Below are 15,607 nucleotides of genomic sequence, written 5' to 3' on the forward strand. Positions count from 1 at the left end.
TCTTTTGAGTCAAGGTAACATTTTTCTTGTGACAAAATGTGTGTGAGGACCTATTTATTCATTTTGTCTCGCAGAATCAACGTACTTGGCTCGGTGTTTCGTATATATGATCCACTATATGTCTAGTTATTCCTCGTATATTGTATTGTTGAAATCCGGAGACTAGACATGTTTGCACTCAAACATCTTCCTCTTGCATTGAGTTGTGTCTTAGCAGCACAAGTGAATGCGAGTATGAATATTCAGCCCGATCCGCAAAATCCGAATGGTTATGTTATTGCTCGTGGTGACGTTCAAGCCGTAGAGCAAAGCAAAACTTCTGATCCTATGTATGCCATTTGGTCACAAGCATTAGAGACACGCCCGAACTCAGTGGTTGAAGCGATTGTTCCAGGGGCGACAACCAACCCAGAAAACGTGAAGCGTGTAGAGCGTGTATTCCCCGAAAGTGAGTGGGACTTCCTGACTCAAATGGCGGCACCTGAATACACTTACACGCGTTTCCTACGTGCAATTGGTAAGTTCCCTGCATTCTGTGGTGAGTACACAGACGGTCGTGATTCGGATGCAATTTGTAAAAAATCGATCGTGACAGCGTTTGCTCACTTTGCACAAGAAACCGGTGGCCATATTTCGATTGATAACGTATCGGATAATCCGCTAGGGTTGGAAGAGTGGCAGCAAGCTTTGGTTCATGTGCGAGAAATGGGATGGTCTGAAGGGCAAGAAGGTTACACAACAGGTTGTGGTCAAAATGACTGGCAAAACAAACGCTGGCCATGTGAGTCTGGACAAGGTTACTTTGGACGTGGTGCAAAGCAGCTTTCTTACCATTTTAACTATGGCGCGTTCTCTGAAGTGATGTTTGATGGCGATGCATCTGTATTGCTGAAAAATCCAGGCTTGGTTGCGGATTCGTGGCTGAACTTAGCATCGGCTATCTGGTTCTTCCTAACCCCACAAGCACCGAAACCTGCAATGCTACATGTGATTGACCGTACTTGGGTGCCTTCACAGCGTGAGCTTGATGCTGGCATTGGTTACGGCTTTGGTACCACCATCAACGTGATCAATGGTGGTATTGAGTGTGGAGAGCAAAACAAAGATAAAGGCCAACCTGTTAACCGTATTCGCTATTGGGAAGGACTTGCCGCTCATTATCAAATTCCAATTGAAGCCGATGAGACCAATACCTGTTGGCAGCAGACGCCTTACGGCAGCTTAAATCTGAATGGTGCGACAGACGTGTTGTACACCAACTGGGATGGGAACTGGAAATACTACTCAGATCGTCCGGGAGGCCACTCTTTTGAATGTGAACTTGTTGGTTTCCAAACGGCTTACTCTGCGCTAGTTGCGGGTGACTATGAGAAATGTGTAACTAACTTCTACCAATCTCATGCGGGTTGGCCAGAAGTTCGTGTAGTTGACAAGTTAGACCCAGTGGATCCGGTCGATCCGCCTGTAGGTGGTGTGGCAGCTTGGGATTCTGGCAAAGTATATAACACGGGTGATCAAGTTTCTTACCAAGGTGCTGTTTACGAAGCGAAATGGTGGTCACAAGGTAATGAGCCAACGAAAGGAGACCCTTGGAAGCTGGTTTCAGGCACTCCTACGGAGCCGCCTACAACGGAACCTGAACCACCGGTGACTGAGCCAGAGCCGCCAGTAACCGAGCCAGAACCACCAGTGACAGGCAATTTTATTCAGTGGGAGCCGGGTGTAACGCAAGTCGCTAACGGCGATAAAGTGACGTACCAAAACAAATGTTTTGTTGCGAAAAATGGCCCAGGAGTGTGGGAAAGCCCAACGCAAAGCAACTGGTTCTGGGACGAGATTTCTTGTCAGTGATCGAGTGAAAAACAACCTAACCATCTATAAAGACTCTGCTTTTTTGCAGGGTCTTTTTTTATATATGTAGTGGTTTATTTATGGAATCTAAGTTTTCAATAACAGCTTTTCTCTTTTGTTCTGGAGCCCATTAAAATTCGCGCGCATTTTTTATCAACATTTTTGAAAAAAGGTATTTGTACATGTCGACAAAACTGGCTAACCCAGCACCGCTAGGTCTTATGGGTTTCGGTATGACCACTATTCTGCTCAATATTCATAATGCAGGATTTTTCCCAATTGACTCTATGATTCTAGCGATGGGCATCTTTTACGGTGGCCTTAGCCAAGTAATCGTTGGCATCATGTGCTTTAAACGCGGTGATACATTCGGCACAACTGCGTTTACTTCTTACGGTCTATTTTGGCTAACATTGGTTGGTCTAATCGTAATGCCTCACATGGGTCTTCCTGCAAGCCCTGCAAGCTTTATGGGTTGGTACCTAGCGCTTTGGGGCATCTTCACTGGTTTCATGTTCATTGGTTCTCTATGTTACCCAACAGCGAAGCAAGTGGTATTTGGCTCTCTAACTATCCTGTTCTTCTTGCTTGCTGTTCGTGATTTCACTGGTAGCGAAGTGATCGGTGCTATCGCTGGCTTCGAGGGTATCTTCTGTGGCGCAAGTGCAATTTACTTCGCAATGGCACAAGTACTGAACAACGAATTTGGTCGTGAAGTGTTACCTGTAGGTAAAGCAAAAATCACTCGTAAAGTTGAAGCGGTTATCGCCTAAGCTGCTACTCATAATGAAGAAAGGGGGATTAACCATTGGTTAATCCCCCTTTTTTATGTCCTCAATCGGACCACTGCTTTTTCTTATTTATGTGATAACGCTATGTTGATGGTTGCTCAACAGTTTCTGCGCTATTGCTGTCTGCCGTTGGTGCTTTACCCGTTTTACGTCGGTACTTATCTTCCCAGTAATCTGCGCCTTTAATGCCCAGTGCAACAGGGTTAAATGTAAAATCGGTCACACCACGTTTTTGTTGCTCTTCGTAGTCGTTCAGTGCTTTGAGTGCAGGCTTCGACATAAAGAAGATGATCAAAATACCGATGATGTTTAGCCACGCCATCAGTCCTACGCCTACATCACCCATCGCCCATGCTAAGTTGGCGGTTTTCACGGTTCCGTAGAACACGGATGAAATAATGATGACTTTCAGAATAAACATCAGTCCATTTACTTTGAACGTACGACGAATGTAAGCAATGTTCGTTTCTGCAATGTAGTAGTAAGCCAGAATGGTCGTAAACGCGAAGAAGAATAGAGCGATTGCGATGAATGGTTTACCCACGCCAGGTAGTGCGCTTTCGATCGCCATCTGTGTAAACACAGGACCATTTGCACCAATATCCGCTGGTAGGTTTTGAACCAGGAATGTACCTTCAATCGCACCATTTACGTTGTACGCGCCAGTGATAAGAATCATGAACGCGGTTGCTGAACACACAAGTAGTGTATCGATGTAAATAGAGAAAGATTGAACAAGACCTTGCTGAGCTGGGTGATCAACACTCGCTGCTGCTGCTGCGTGAGGACCAGTACCTTGACCTGCTTCGTTGGAGTAGACACCACGTTTTACACCCCAGCCGATTGCTGCACCAACGCCTGCCATTGGTGTGAATGCGTCACCAATGATCATGCCGAAAATGCGTGGAACCTCACCAATGTTTAGAAGGATGATGACAAACGCAGTAATGATGTAAGCTAACGCCATAAATGGCACAACGACTTGGGTAAAGTTCGCGATACGCTTTACGCCACCAAAAATGATGAAAGCCAAAATGACACAAACAACCGTACCAGTGAAAATTTTAGCAAAACTGAAGGTACCAATAGCGGTTTCAATCATGTCACCTGAGCCAAATGCGGCTTCTACTGCGTTACCGATACTGTTCGATTGAACGCCAGGAAGTAGAACACCACAAGCAAAGATGGTCGCGATAGCAAAGATCCAAGCGTACCATTTTTGTCCCATTGCTTTCTCAATATAGTAAGCAGGGCCACCACGGAACTCGCCTTCGTCTTCTTCTTTATAAATTTGTGCAAGTGTTGATTCTGCGTATGCGGTTGCAGCGCCAAAGAAGGCTACGACCCACATCCAGAATACGGCGCCTGGGCCACCGAAACCGATAGCAGCAGCAACACCAGCAATGTTACCTGTACCTACACGGCCAGACAGTGAAACGGCAAGTGCCTGAAATGATGATATCCCTTTTGTTGAACTCTTCCCTGAAAGTAATAAGCGCCACATCTCAAAGAAGTGACGAATTTGTACAAAACGCGTCATGATTGAATAGAACAAACCTGCGCCAAGGCACAAATAGATCAGTACCGGGCTCCAAATAATTCCATTCAGAAAATCAACTAATGACTGCATGAGTATTTTCCCTGTTAGTTGTGTTTGTGGTTGTTTTTCACACAATACATTACCCTTTATGTAATGCAATTGTTAACTTTTTTAGCTACAAATCCTTTGTAGCGTGATGATGAACACAGAATGGAGAGTAGTTGTTAAAATTTGGTTCTTGTTGCTTATTTGCTCCTTTTAGGTAGAAGATTTGCTTGATGATTAATTATGCAGCACATTGTCATTTAAATGTGCTGCGATTTTGATGAGTTAAAAATACCAGTGGTTATGCATTTTGTGGAGTAAGTGTCTGCCTGTTTTTTGTTTAGTGATGTCCTCAGGCGTAACGACAAAGGTTAAGCTCCGCATTATCCATCACTTTTGCTTTTTCACCTTTCATTACGCTTGCTAGCAATTGACCTGAACCACAAGCCATCGTCCAGCCCAGAGTTCCGTGTCCGGTGTTAGTAAAAAGGTTATCGTATTTAGTCGCGCCGATAATTGGTGTGCCATCAGGCGTCATTGGCCTAAAGCCGCTCCAAAACTCAGCTTGGCTGAAGTCACCACAACGAGGAAAAAGATCACGGATGACCATTTCGATGGTGTTTTTGCGCTTTTGTGGAAGGGAAGCATCAAACCCTGCTAATTCTGCGGTGCCAGCTACGCGAATTCTGTCATCAAATCGAGTCATAGCGACTTTATAGGTTTCATCCATCACAGTAGATCGAGGAGAGAAGTGTTCATCTTCCATCGGGATGGTGAGTGAATAGCCTTTGACAGGGTAGACCGGAATATCAATATCGAGTTGCTTGAGTAGCGCTGTAGAGTAGCTGCCAGAGGCCACCACATATTGGTCTGCTTTAAATTGTCCTCGGTTCGTTTGGACACCTATGATCTTTTTGCCTACTGTAACCCAATTGCTTACTTCAGTATCGAACTCAAATCGGACATCGTGTGCCTTAGCAAGCTCCGTTAGTTGTTGGCAAAATTGATGGCAATCGCCCGTTTCGTCATCAGGTAGATGCAAGCCACCAACCAGTTTGTCTTTCACAAGTGCAAGCCCTGGCTCTTGTTCAATACATTGTTCGACGTCCATTAGCTTAAATCGGGTTCCGCTTTGTTCAAGGAGCTGCATGTCCTTTTCAATGGCTTGCAGCTGTTGATGTGTTCGGAATACTTGCAAGGTCCCAAACTGACGTCCTTGATACTCAATGGCGTGTTCTTGGCGTAACTGTTCTAAGCAAATACGGCTGTGGTTAGCGATCGAAAGCATGCGAGCCTTGTTAACTTGATAGCGAGGTAGGGTGCAGTTCGCGACCATTTTACTCGCCCAGCGGATCATGTCGGCATTCAGAGTGGGTTTGACTTTAAGTGGAGCATGCTCCTCCATTAACCACTTAATGGCTTTAACAGGAACACCAGGCGCAGCCCAAGGCGAAGAATAGCCATATGAGATCTGCCCGGCATTGGCGAAGCTCGTTTCCATGGCACTGCTTGCTTGGCGGTCAATGACGGTAACTTGATAGCCTGCTTGAGATAAATACCAAGCAGAGGTTAAGCCGATAACGCCGCTGCCTAATACGATGACTTCCATTGATGCACTCCACACATTTATCAGAGTGCTCAGTTTCTTTTCTTTACCTTTTGTTAACAATCGATATAAATTACACACTGCATTTAGAAAAACTATAGGCTCAAGGATGAAAAGTAATCTGATAAGTGGTTTGTGCCTATTTAGCCAAGTCGCGGAGTACAGCAGCTTTACTGGTGCCGCAAGACATTTACACCTCACCACTGGTGCCATAAGCCAACAAATTATTCATTTGGAAGCGTTATTAGGTTTTACTTTATTTGAACGCCACTCTCGCGGTATTCGTTTAACCGTAAAAGGCACTCAGTTACACCAAGCGACGCAGTTTCACTTTTCGGAACTGAGCAAATTGCTTGATGAGCTCAAAGTAGAAAAGCAAACCAATGAAATTCGTTTGAAGTTGACGCCTTCTTTTGCTTTCAAATGGTTAGTCCCAAAGCTCGAAAGCTTCCATCATGATAATCCGGATATCCAAGTACAAATCTTTGCGGAAGGTGCGCTGGTAAATAGTGAGATAAAAGACTATGACGTCGCAATTGACTATGGTCTTCATCCTTATAGAAATGCTAACGCGGAGCTGATTTTGGATGAGCATTTGCTACCGGTGATGAGTCCAAAATACCTTGAGGATCATGGCTGGCTAAAAACGTTGTTTGGTGAGCAAAAAAACTCAATGCCAGTGAAGCAATGGCAAGAGGCGACGCTACTACACGATGCGATGCCATGGGAAAAAGCGACGCGTGACTATGAGTGGCTATATTGGGCGTCAGCGATGGGGTTGGATTTTAAAACCGATATCGGACACTTTTTTAATCGAACGGATATGGCGATGTCTGCAGCCGAAGCTGGCGTTGGGATTGCGATGGCACGAATGGCACTGATTGAGGATGAATTGACGACAGAGCGTTTGGTTTCTCCATTCAAACCGATTCCTGCCAATGCAGGGTATTACTTGATCATGAACACACGTACGAATGCGACAGAAACGTTTCGTCACTGGTTACTTGGACAGTTGAATTAGCATTTTATCTCTGTGATTCATCCCTACGTTATTTGTTGAAAAATTGGGCAATATAAGTTTTAAGCAAGGTAAGTGCTTTGCTTGCCGCTATTTGAGTGATGAAAGACAGGGAAGAACATGAAAGACGAAACGCTATCTATCCATTTTGGTTACGAAACTGACCCGACCACCAAATCTGTCGCGACACCGATTTATCAAACGGTCGCGTACGAGTTTGATAACGCGCAGCATGGTGCTGATCTGTTTAACTTGGAAGTGCCGGGGAATATCTACACTCGCATCATGAATCCGACTAATGACGTGCTGGAAAAACGCATGGCAGCGTTAGAAGGCGGCATTGCTGGATTGGTCGTGAGTGCGGGGAGTGCAGCGATTAACTATGCGATTCTGACGTTAGCGCAAGCGGGCGATAACATCGTTTCTACGCCGCAACTTTATGGCGGTACTTATACCTTGTTTGCGCACATGCTCCCAAATCAAGGTATTCAGGTGAAGTTTGCTAAAGATGACAAGCCAGAAAGTTTGGCCGAGTTAATTGATGAAAATACCAAAGCGGTGTACTGCGAGAGCATTGGGAACCCTGCGGGTAATATCATCGATTTAGAACGTGTGGCGGAGCTTGCTCATGCACAAGGCGTACCTGTGATTGTGGATAACACCGTCGCGACGCCAGTGCTGTGCAAACCCATCGAGTTCGGTGCGGATATCGTAGTTCACTCTCTCACTAAATACGTTGGTGGGCATGGCACCACATTAGGTGGCGTGATTGTGGATTCCGGTAAATTCCCTTGGGCACAGCACAAAGACCGCTTTCCTGTTTTCAACCAACCAGAACCTTCTTACCACGGCGTGGTGTATACCGAAGCGTTTGGTGAGGCGGCATTTATCGGGCGTGCGCGTACCGTACCACTGCGTAATACCGGAGCCGCATTATCACCGATGAATGCATTTATGCTTATGCAAGGGCTAGAAACGTTACCGCTGCGCATGGAGCGCCATACCGAGAACACACTCAAAGTGGCTGAATTCTTGGAACAGAATGACAAAGTCAGTTGGGTAAGTTATGCCGGATTACCAAGTTCTGAACACTTTCATCTCGCCGAAAAATACATGAAAGGTAAGCCTTCTGCGATTTTGTCGTTTGGTTTAAAAGATGGTTATGACGCTGGTGTGCGTTTTTATGATGCTTTGAAAATCTTTAAGCGTTTGGTGAACATTGGCGATGCAAAATCATTGGCTTGCCATCCTGCATCGACGACTCATCGTCAATTGAGCGAAGCAGAACAAAAACAAGCTGGTGTGTCTCCAGAGATGATTCGTTTATCGGTGGGTATTGAACATATTGACGATATTCTAGCCGATTTAGAACAGGCACTAAACGCGTAAAACGATTCTTTTTTTAGCTTTGGGTTACCCATAGGCCAGTCTTTAAAAAAAGCTGGCCTATTTTTATTTTATTGTTTAAATATCAAGGGTTTTGGTGTTTTTGGTTTGTGGTATTCCAAAAGCTCATAGAGGGTGAGATTTATTCTCTTGTCACGTTTGGGTTTGTTCCTGATGATGTGTGCATGTATTACACATTGGAAGGGACTCAAATGTCTTACGTATTTCACCGTCACTGCCATGCCACGCTGCCAATCATCGATAGAGGTGAAGGTGTTTATCTATTCGATAAGCATGGAAAGCAGTATCTCGATGCTTGTGGTGGGGCTGCGGTATCAAACCTTGGCCACAGTCATCAAGCCGTTAAAAAAGCGATGTTGGAACAGATCGAGCGAGTGCCGTTTGCTCATACTGGATTTTTTACTAGTGATAACAGTGAGCGCCTAGCAGAATTGGTTTGTCAGCACATGCCTGAACAGTTCAACCATGTGTATTTAGTCAGTGGCGGATCAGAAGCGGTGGAGTCGGCACTAAAAATGGCGCGGCAGTATTTCGTGGAATCAGGTAAGCCAGAGAAAAAGCAATTCATCGCGCGTCAGCAAAGTTATCACGGCAATACCTTGGGGGCTTTGGCTGTCGGAGGTAATGAATGGCGACGTGAACCGTTCAAACCCATCTTACACCCGAGCCATCATATCGCCCCTTGCTATGCTTATCGTTATCAGCAGAGTCATGAGTCGGAATTGGATTACTCATTGCGAGCGGCGAATGAGCTAGAGGCAAAAATTCTTGAGTTGGGGGCTGATAATGTCATGGCTTTTGTCGCCGAGCCCATTGTGGGAGCCACCGCTGGAGCTGTGCCTGCCACACAAGGTTATTTCAAGCGTATTCGCGAAATATGCGACCAATACGATGTGTTATTGATCTTGGATGAAGTCATGTGTGGCGTTGGACGCAGTGGTAGTTTTTTTGCGTTTGAGCAAGAAGAGGCAGACCCCGATCTGGTGTGTATGGCTAAAGGGCTTGGTGCGGGTTATCAACCTATTGGCGCGGTGGTTGCGAATGATCGAGTCTACCAAGCTATTGCCGGTGGAAGCGGTTTTTTCCAACATGGCCATACCTTTATGGCGCACCCTGTGGCGTGCGCTGCTGCCGTGGCAACCATTCAAACCATCTTCCAAGATGATTTATTAACGGCGGTGAATCAGCAAAGTGCTTTGCTGCGTAATGAGCTTACTTCTGAATTGGCCCATTTACCGTACATTGGCGACATTCGTGGTAAAGGCTTATTTTTTGGCATTGAGCTGGTGGCGGATAAAGAAAGCAAGGCGCCTCTGAGTAAAGCCACATTGGCAGACAAACGCATCAAACAGCAAGCAATGGAAAATGGCTTAATGTGCTACCCAATGGGAGGAACGATTGATGGCGTTAATGGGCACCATATCTTGCTTGCACCGCCATTCATTATTCAGCCTCACCATATTGATGAGCTAGTTGGCAAACTCTCATTAACGCTAAAAGAGGTAGCGAAGGAATGGAATTAGAAAATCGATCTATACGAGAGCCTATCGCTATTATCGTGGCCCCAAACGGTGCAAGAAAAACTAAGTACGATCACGCCAGCTTACCCATGACAACAGACGAACTGGTTGCAGAGGCTATCGCTTGTCAAACGGCAGGGGCTGCCATGATCCATTTGCATGCTAGAGACGCCAACGGACGTCATTCATTAGACATCGACGACAACATGGCAATTTACCATGCCGTGAAAGAAGCGGTGGGACAAAACATGATGGTACAGCTCACCACAGAGGCGGTGGGCTTGTATTCTCCGCCACAACAGATGGCGTTAGTTAAAGCTGTGAAACCAGAAGCGGCTTCTTTCGCATTGAGGGAGTTAATCCCTGATCGCGCAAGTGAGAAAGAAGGGCATGCCTTTTTCCATTGGGTGGCAGAACACAACATCGTGAGCCAAATTATTCTCTACGATGCAACCGACATTGAACGTTATTTCCAACTGCGTGATGCGGGCGTGTTACCTAAAACGCATCAGCATGCATTAGTGGTGTTAGGGCGTTATCACCAAGCTCAACAGTCTTCGCCATGGGATTTACGAGGTTTGAATTTGGCGCGTTTTGTCGAGGAAGAAATTCGATGTGCCATTTGTGCTTTTGGCGCGCGAGAGCAAGACTGTTTAGCGAGTGCGATGTTACTTGGATTCGATGTGAGAGTGGGGTTTGAGAATAACCACGTCGATGTGGCAGGCGAATTAGCAATCAGTAACGCGGCTCAGGTAGAAGCTCTACGCGATGTGGCGCATCGCTTTGCGATTCCTTTACACAGTGCGCAAAGTTTGCGTTCAGCTTTGAAGTAAATCTGCTCGCGGAAAAGAAAAAAAAAGAAGAAAGGAAAGTAAAAAGGCTCCATCGGAGCCTTTTCGGTATTTGTCGTTAGTTCTCAGTTTGCGCTACAGGTTGACGAGCGGGATGTTTGATAAACACCGCGACAACAGCCGCTATCGCTAATGCAAAACAGTAGTAAGAATTGGCAACTACTTCAAGTGGCGAGAGGTTGAACACGGAACCTAGCAGCAGTACTTGAGCACCGTAAGGCAACACGCCTTGCACCACGCATGAGAAAATGTCTAACAAGCTTGCTGAGCGGCGAGGAGAGACATTATTCTCTTCCGCCAGTTGGCGGGCAACGCTGCCCGATACAATGATGGCTACGGTGTTGTTTGCCGTACAGCCATTGACCATTGAAACCAAACCTGCAATACCTAGCTCGCTTGCACGACTGTTCGCATGCTTAGAGTGGCTAGAGCCAAACGCGTGGATAAGGCTACTAACGAAATTTGTTAGAAAAGCAAGACCACCTTGGCGACGCATTAGTTCACTCAAACCACCAATCAGCATGGATAACAAGAAGATCTCTTGCATGTTACCAAAGCCTTTGTAAACGTCTTGGGCTAGATTAGTCAGTCCGTAATTGTCAATCGATGCCAAGCTCACGCCGCCAGCCAAAAGAATGCCAATCGACAGAACCACAAACACATTTACACCAGATACCGCTAGGATCAAAATAGTGATGTACGGCAAGACTTTTAGCCACTCAATATCGCCAGTTGCAGGCACTTGAGTCGCGGTACTGTTGAAAGCGAACACTGCAATCGCGATCAACGCCGCAGGTAAAGCAATACGAATGTTCTCTTTAAACTTGTCTTTCATCTCACAACCTTGAGAGCGTGTCGCCGCGATGGTGGTGTCAGAGATGATAGAAAGGTTATCACCAAACATAGCGCCGCTCAGCACAACGCCTGCGGTTAACGGTAAGCTCATTCCTGCTGATTCAGCAATCCCCAACGCTACGGGGGCAACGGCTGCGATGGTACCCATCGAAGTCCCCATTGCTGTTGCGATAAAAGCAGAAATCAGAAAAATGCCCGGTAAAATCATGCTGGTTGGAATAGCGGATAAACCAAGGTTCACTGTTGCATCAACACCACCAGAGGCTTTTGCTACCGCAGCAAAGGCACCTGCAAGCAGATAGATCATACACATTGCGATGATGTCTGGGTGGCCAACACCACGCATGAAGTGTTCGATTGAGCGGTTAAGTTTCTCTTTACTTAAAAGAAACGCAATGATGATGGCTGGTAATACCGCGATGGGTGCAGGCAGCTGGTAGAAGGCAAATTCCACGCCTTGCAAAGATAAGTAAGTGCCTACGCCAATAAATAGCGCAAGGAATACAATTAATGGGATCAGTGCGACCGCAGACGGTGCAACTGTTTTAGTAGTTTGTTGGGAACCGGACATGTAAACGACAATGTTAATGATAAGAGAGAAGAGCAGACTAATATCACATTTCTACATTGTCAACGTCTAGACGTCTAAATGGCTGTTTAAATTTTACACGTAAAGAAAAAGATAAAAGCTCGTGTTGCGTATCTCACTGATACCACGAGCTTTAGTTATGCGCTAATGAAGAGACTGTTGTTATTGCATTGATTTGGCTTTTTTGCGTTTAACAATACCTAAAACCATCCACGTAAATAAGACAGCAGCAAATGCCCATACCAGATATTTGTATTCGGTGTACAGGTTGCTCAACACGCTTAAATGTTCATATGCAAAGTGAGTTAACAAGCTGAATACCAATACCCAAACCGTCGCCGCGAGGGCGTTACCGAGCAAAAACTCTCTACGTGGCATTTTCGCGATACCACATGCAAGAGGCATAAATTGCTTCATTCCTTCAATAAAGCGGCTGACGACCAAGCACGTAGGGCCGTATTTCTGGATAGTTAATTGAAGCGTTTGCATCTTCGGGCCGGAAATGTAGCCTTTTTTATCTAACCACCCCTCAAAGTAATAACCGATTAAGTAGCCACAGGTATTACCAAAAAAGCAGCTCAGCCACGATACCATCATTACCATACTTAGGTTCATGACTTGTTCTGACGAGAGCAAAGATGCCGCGATCATCAGTGATTGACCAGGCATCGGGATACCTATCCCTTCTAGAAATATACTGACAATCAGCGCAACGTAGCCATATTGCTCAAGCAAAGGCTTCATTGACATGAGAAGTTCGTTAATATGTTCCAAAAGCTTTCCCCTAATAAAAGCGGAACGAAGTTGGAGTGATACTCCGAATGTCCTATTGGGTCAATTCTTGTTTCTCACCGTTGAGAAAAACTGACATGCCTCTGATAATTGCGCAGAATCAACCTGCAGCTGGCTTTACTCGCCGCCACGCTCTTTGGTAGCGGCGAACTAGGGAGATCCTTATGACTCTTTGGCTTTGGTGAATGCGCCATACAAATCAAGGCGGCGATGACGTAAGTTGGTGACAGAGCCTTCGGTATTAAGCTGTTTCAACTTAGTCAAATCAACATCAGCGAAGATTATCATTTCGGTGTTGGCGCTTGCTTCTGTCAAGGTCGCATCGTGTGGGAAATAGATATCCGACGGTGAGAATACGGCAGATTGTGCGTACTGGATATCGACATTATCAACACGAGGTAAGTTGCCGACACTGCCCCCAATTGCAACGTAGCATTCGTTTTCGATGGCTCGTGATTGGGAACAGATTCGTACTCGTTGGTAGCCATTTTTTGTGTCTGTCCAGAAAGGAACGAACACAATTTGTGCGCCTTGCTCGGCGAGCATTCTTCCCAACTCTGGGAACTCGCTGTCATAACAAATCAGTATGCCGACTTTGCCTGCATCGGTTTCGAACACTTGAACATTGTCACCACCGTCGATCACCCAGTCTTTTTGCTCATGGGGCGTGATGTGGATCTTATATTGAGCGTTTATTTCACCATCTCGTTGCAGCAAGTAGGCCACATTATACAACTTGCCATCCTCGATGACGGGCATACTGCCTGCAATAATGTTGATGTTGTAGGTGACGGCCATCTGCGAGAAGCGGTTTTTGATCTCTTCTGTAAAGCTAGCCAAAAAGCGAATTGCTTCGACGGAATTTTGGTCGTTTTGCAATCCCATCAGCGGCGCGTTAAAGAATTCAGGGAATAGGGCGAAATCGGCTTTGTAGTTCGCAAGAGAAGAGATGAAGAACTCAGCCTGATCGAGCAAGTCCTCTAAGTCATTCATAGCACGCATTTGCCATTGCACAACACCAATCCGAATCAGCGTTTTTTCTACATCGTGTACGGATTGAATATCCTCTTCGTAGAAGAAGTTATCCCACTCCAGTAGAGTTGCGTAGCCTTTAGAAGCACTATCCTCTGGCAAGTAACCACGCATAATACGCTTTACATCGAAGTCATTTGCAAGCTGAAAAGACAAAATAGGATCGTGAAGCTCACGGCGTTTTATCTTGTCGATGTATTCAGCCACGCTCAATTCGTCAGCATATTTGTGGTAATTCGGGATGCGGCCACCGGCTAAAATTGCTTTGAAGTTCTTACTCCGGCAAAGTTCTTTACGCGCATCATACAGACGGCGACCTAAACGCAGTCCACGGTAGTCCGGGTGAACAAATACATCGAGACCATACATGGCGTCACCGGTCACTTGGTTTTGGATGACGTTGTTCTCGGTGATGATGTCGGTGTATAGGTGAGGAAGTGAAAATCGGTTGTAGTCCACTTTGATTGTTAGCGCTGCGCCGACAATTTTTCCGTTATCCTCAATACAGATTTGTCCATCAGGAAACTGATGAATGAGATCCATGATGGTCAGGCGTGGCCATGAGCCACCAACATCAGGAAAAACAAGGTCCATTAATTCCGCGAGCTCTGGGTAATCGGTCGGCTCAATGGTGCGTAAAGAGAGTCTTGGCGTGTTGCTGTCCATATCCTACTATCCATTTATCCTTTTTAAATAGTATGGATGAGAATGCCATAAATTTGAGCAGACAGATACCGAAGTCTTTGAGTTGTTTTGGTTTACCTAAACGAGCTTAAAGAAACAACATTAACTTAGCTTGCTCTTCAGCCATTCGTGAAACACCGCTACTTTTTTAGCCGAAAGGCGATAATTTGGGATCATCACGTAATAACCATAACCGCTCTGTAAAGAAAGGTTGAGAACATGCTGAATGTCCCCTCTTAAAATCGAATACTGCGCCATAAAATCGGGAAGCAAGGCGAGCCCTTTTCCCATTCTGACAGCTTCGCAAGCTAGGTAAAAATGTTCGACGCCTACTGGTTGATAGGTAACGGGAGATTCTACAGTGTAGACAGCTTTAAATTGCTCCCATAGCTGAGGGCGAGTGATTTGAGGTATAAAAGGATAATTGCTAACAGCGTGCACACTCTCAATTGCAGGAGCATTTGTACAACCGACTAATAACAATGTTTCTTCGCACAGTAAGTGGCTGTATTCATAATGTGTGGATAATGGAAGGCAGCGAATATGTAAGTCACTTTCGTTGCTCGAATCTTTGACGTTCCCATCCCCAGTACAGACTCTTACTCGGATGTTAGGATGTTGCTGGTGGAAGTCATCAATATTAGGTATCAACCAAAGACTGGCAAAAGAAGGGGTTACGTCCACGGTGAGTAATTCTTGCTTTGAATCTGACTGGATTAAGTTGGCAGTTGCATGCTGAATAAGCTCCAAAGCTTCTGTGACTTGCGGCAGATAACGCTTGCCTTCTTCGGTTAACTCAATACCACTCGTCCCTCTTTGTATTAAAGGTAAACCCACCAATTGCTCCAGCGATGCGATTTGTTTGCTTACTGCGCTTTGCGTAATACATAGGGCATCCGCTGCTTTAGAGAAACTGAGGTAATTAGAGACCGCGACAAACGTCCTTAATGCTCGAATAGAAGGGTATTCACTGCCTTTTAACATACTTCAGTTCCATTAAACTCTGCTTAGGCAAAGAGTAGAGTA

At 45.6% G+C, this 15,607-nt stretch carries 12 protein-coding genes; 6 read left to right on the top strand and 6 right to left on the bottom strand.

Annotated elements, in window-relative coordinates:
* Positions 1-168: 168 nt before the first annotated feature.
* Together R7Q39_RS12220 and R7Q39_RS12225 are read left to right on the top strand one after the other, a co-directional pair.
* On the top strand, positions 169-1,851 hold the full coding sequence (locus R7Q39_RS12220) for a chitinase (RefSeq protein WP_005381683.1): 1,683 nt from the start codon (positions 169-171) through the stop codon (positions 1,849-1,851).
* 182 nt (positions 1,852-2,033) lie between these two features.
* The gene (locus R7Q39_RS12225) at positions 2,034-2,624 is read left to right on the top strand and encodes an acetate uptake transporter (protein ID WP_262669248.1); all 591 of its coding nucleotides are present in this window, start codon (positions 2,034-2,036) and stop codon (positions 2,622-2,624) included.
* A 100-nt stretch (positions 2,625-2,724) separates the two neighbouring features.
* On the opposite strand, the gene R7Q39_RS12230 is transcribed toward R7Q39_RS12225, so the two are convergent.
* Together R7Q39_RS12230 and R7Q39_RS12235 are read right to left on the bottom strand one after the other, a co-directional pair.
* A complete protein-coding gene (locus R7Q39_RS12230) occupies positions 2,725-4,272 on the bottom strand; it encodes an alanine/glycine:cation symporter family protein (RefSeq protein WP_005381681.1) in 1,548 nt (515 codons plus the stop codon).
* Positions 4,273-4,579: 307 nt separating this feature from the next.
* Entirely contained in the window at positions 4,580-5,836 is a 1,257-nt protein-coding gene (locus tag R7Q39_RS12235; RefSeq protein ID WP_318076340.1) for a D-amino acid dehydrogenase, read from the bottom strand.
* A gap of 106 nt (positions 5,837-5,942) precedes the next feature.
* Between R7Q39_RS12235 and R7Q39_RS12240 the strand changes: the two genes are divergently transcribed.
* The 4 genes from R7Q39_RS12240 (at position 5,943) to R7Q39_RS12255 (ending at position 10,611) form a co-directional block, all read left to right on the top strand.
* Positions 5,943-6,854: a LysR substrate-binding domain-containing protein gene (locus R7Q39_RS12240; protein ID WP_137281744.1), complete on the top strand. Its 912-nt coding sequence runs from the start codon at positions 5,943-5,945 to the stop codon at positions 6,852-6,854.
* A 117-nt stretch (positions 6,855-6,971) separates the two neighbouring features.
* The gene (locus R7Q39_RS12245) at positions 6,972-8,240 is read left to right on the top strand and encodes an O-acetylhomoserine aminocarboxypropyltransferase/cysteine synthase family protein (RefSeq protein ID WP_005381677.1); all 1,269 of its coding nucleotides are present in this window, start codon (positions 6,972-6,974) and stop codon (positions 8,238-8,240) included.
* Positions 8,241-8,449: 209 nt separating this feature from the next.
* Entirely contained in the window at positions 8,450-9,781 is a 1,332-nt protein-coding gene (locus R7Q39_RS12250; protein ID WP_054575103.1) for an aspartate aminotransferase family protein, read from the top strand.
* Positions 9,772-10,611 (top strand): 3-keto-5-aminohexanoate cleavage protein, encoded by an 840-nt coding sequence (locus R7Q39_RS12255; protein ID WP_158157263.1) that lies wholly within the window; start codon positions 9,772-9,774, stop codon positions 10,609-10,611. The genes R7Q39_RS12250 and R7Q39_RS12255 overlap by 10 nt, the downstream gene beginning before the upstream one ends.
* A 76-nt stretch (positions 10,612-10,687) precedes the next feature.
* On the opposite strand, the gene R7Q39_RS12260 is transcribed toward R7Q39_RS12255, so the two are convergent.
* From R7Q39_RS12260 to R7Q39_RS12275, 4 genes are all read right to left on the bottom strand, one after another.
* Positions 10,688-12,055 carry a Na+/H+ antiporter NhaC family protein gene (locus R7Q39_RS12260; protein ID WP_005381672.1) on the bottom strand — a complete coding sequence of 456 codons (1,368 nt, stop codon included), beginning with the start codon at positions 12,053-12,055 and terminating at the stop codon, positions 10,688-10,690.
* A gap of 180 nt (positions 12,056-12,235) precedes the next feature.
* A complete protein-coding gene (locus R7Q39_RS12265; protein ID WP_318076364.1) occupies positions 12,236-12,823 on the bottom strand; it encodes a DedA family protein in 588 nt (195 codons plus the stop codon).
* Positions 12,824-13,027: 204 nt separating this feature from the next.
* Positions 13,028-14,563, bottom strand: coding sequence for a bifunctional GNAT family N-acetyltransferase/carbon-nitrogen hydrolase family protein (locus tag R7Q39_RS12270; protein ID WP_005381670.1), 1,536 nt, complete (start codon positions 14,561-14,563; stop codon positions 13,028-13,030).
* 120 nt (positions 14,564-14,683) lie between these two features.
* A complete protein-coding gene (locus R7Q39_RS12275) occupies positions 14,684-15,565 on the bottom strand; it encodes a LysR family transcriptional regulator (RefSeq protein WP_318076341.1) in 882 nt (293 codons plus the stop codon).
* Positions 15,566-15,607: the final 42 nt, after the last annotated feature.

It is taken from the genome of Vibrio sp. 947, from assembly GCF_033339115.1.
Classification (GTDB): domain Bacteria; phylum Pseudomonadota; class Gammaproteobacteria; order Enterobacterales; family Vibrionaceae; genus Vibrio; species Vibrio alginolyticus.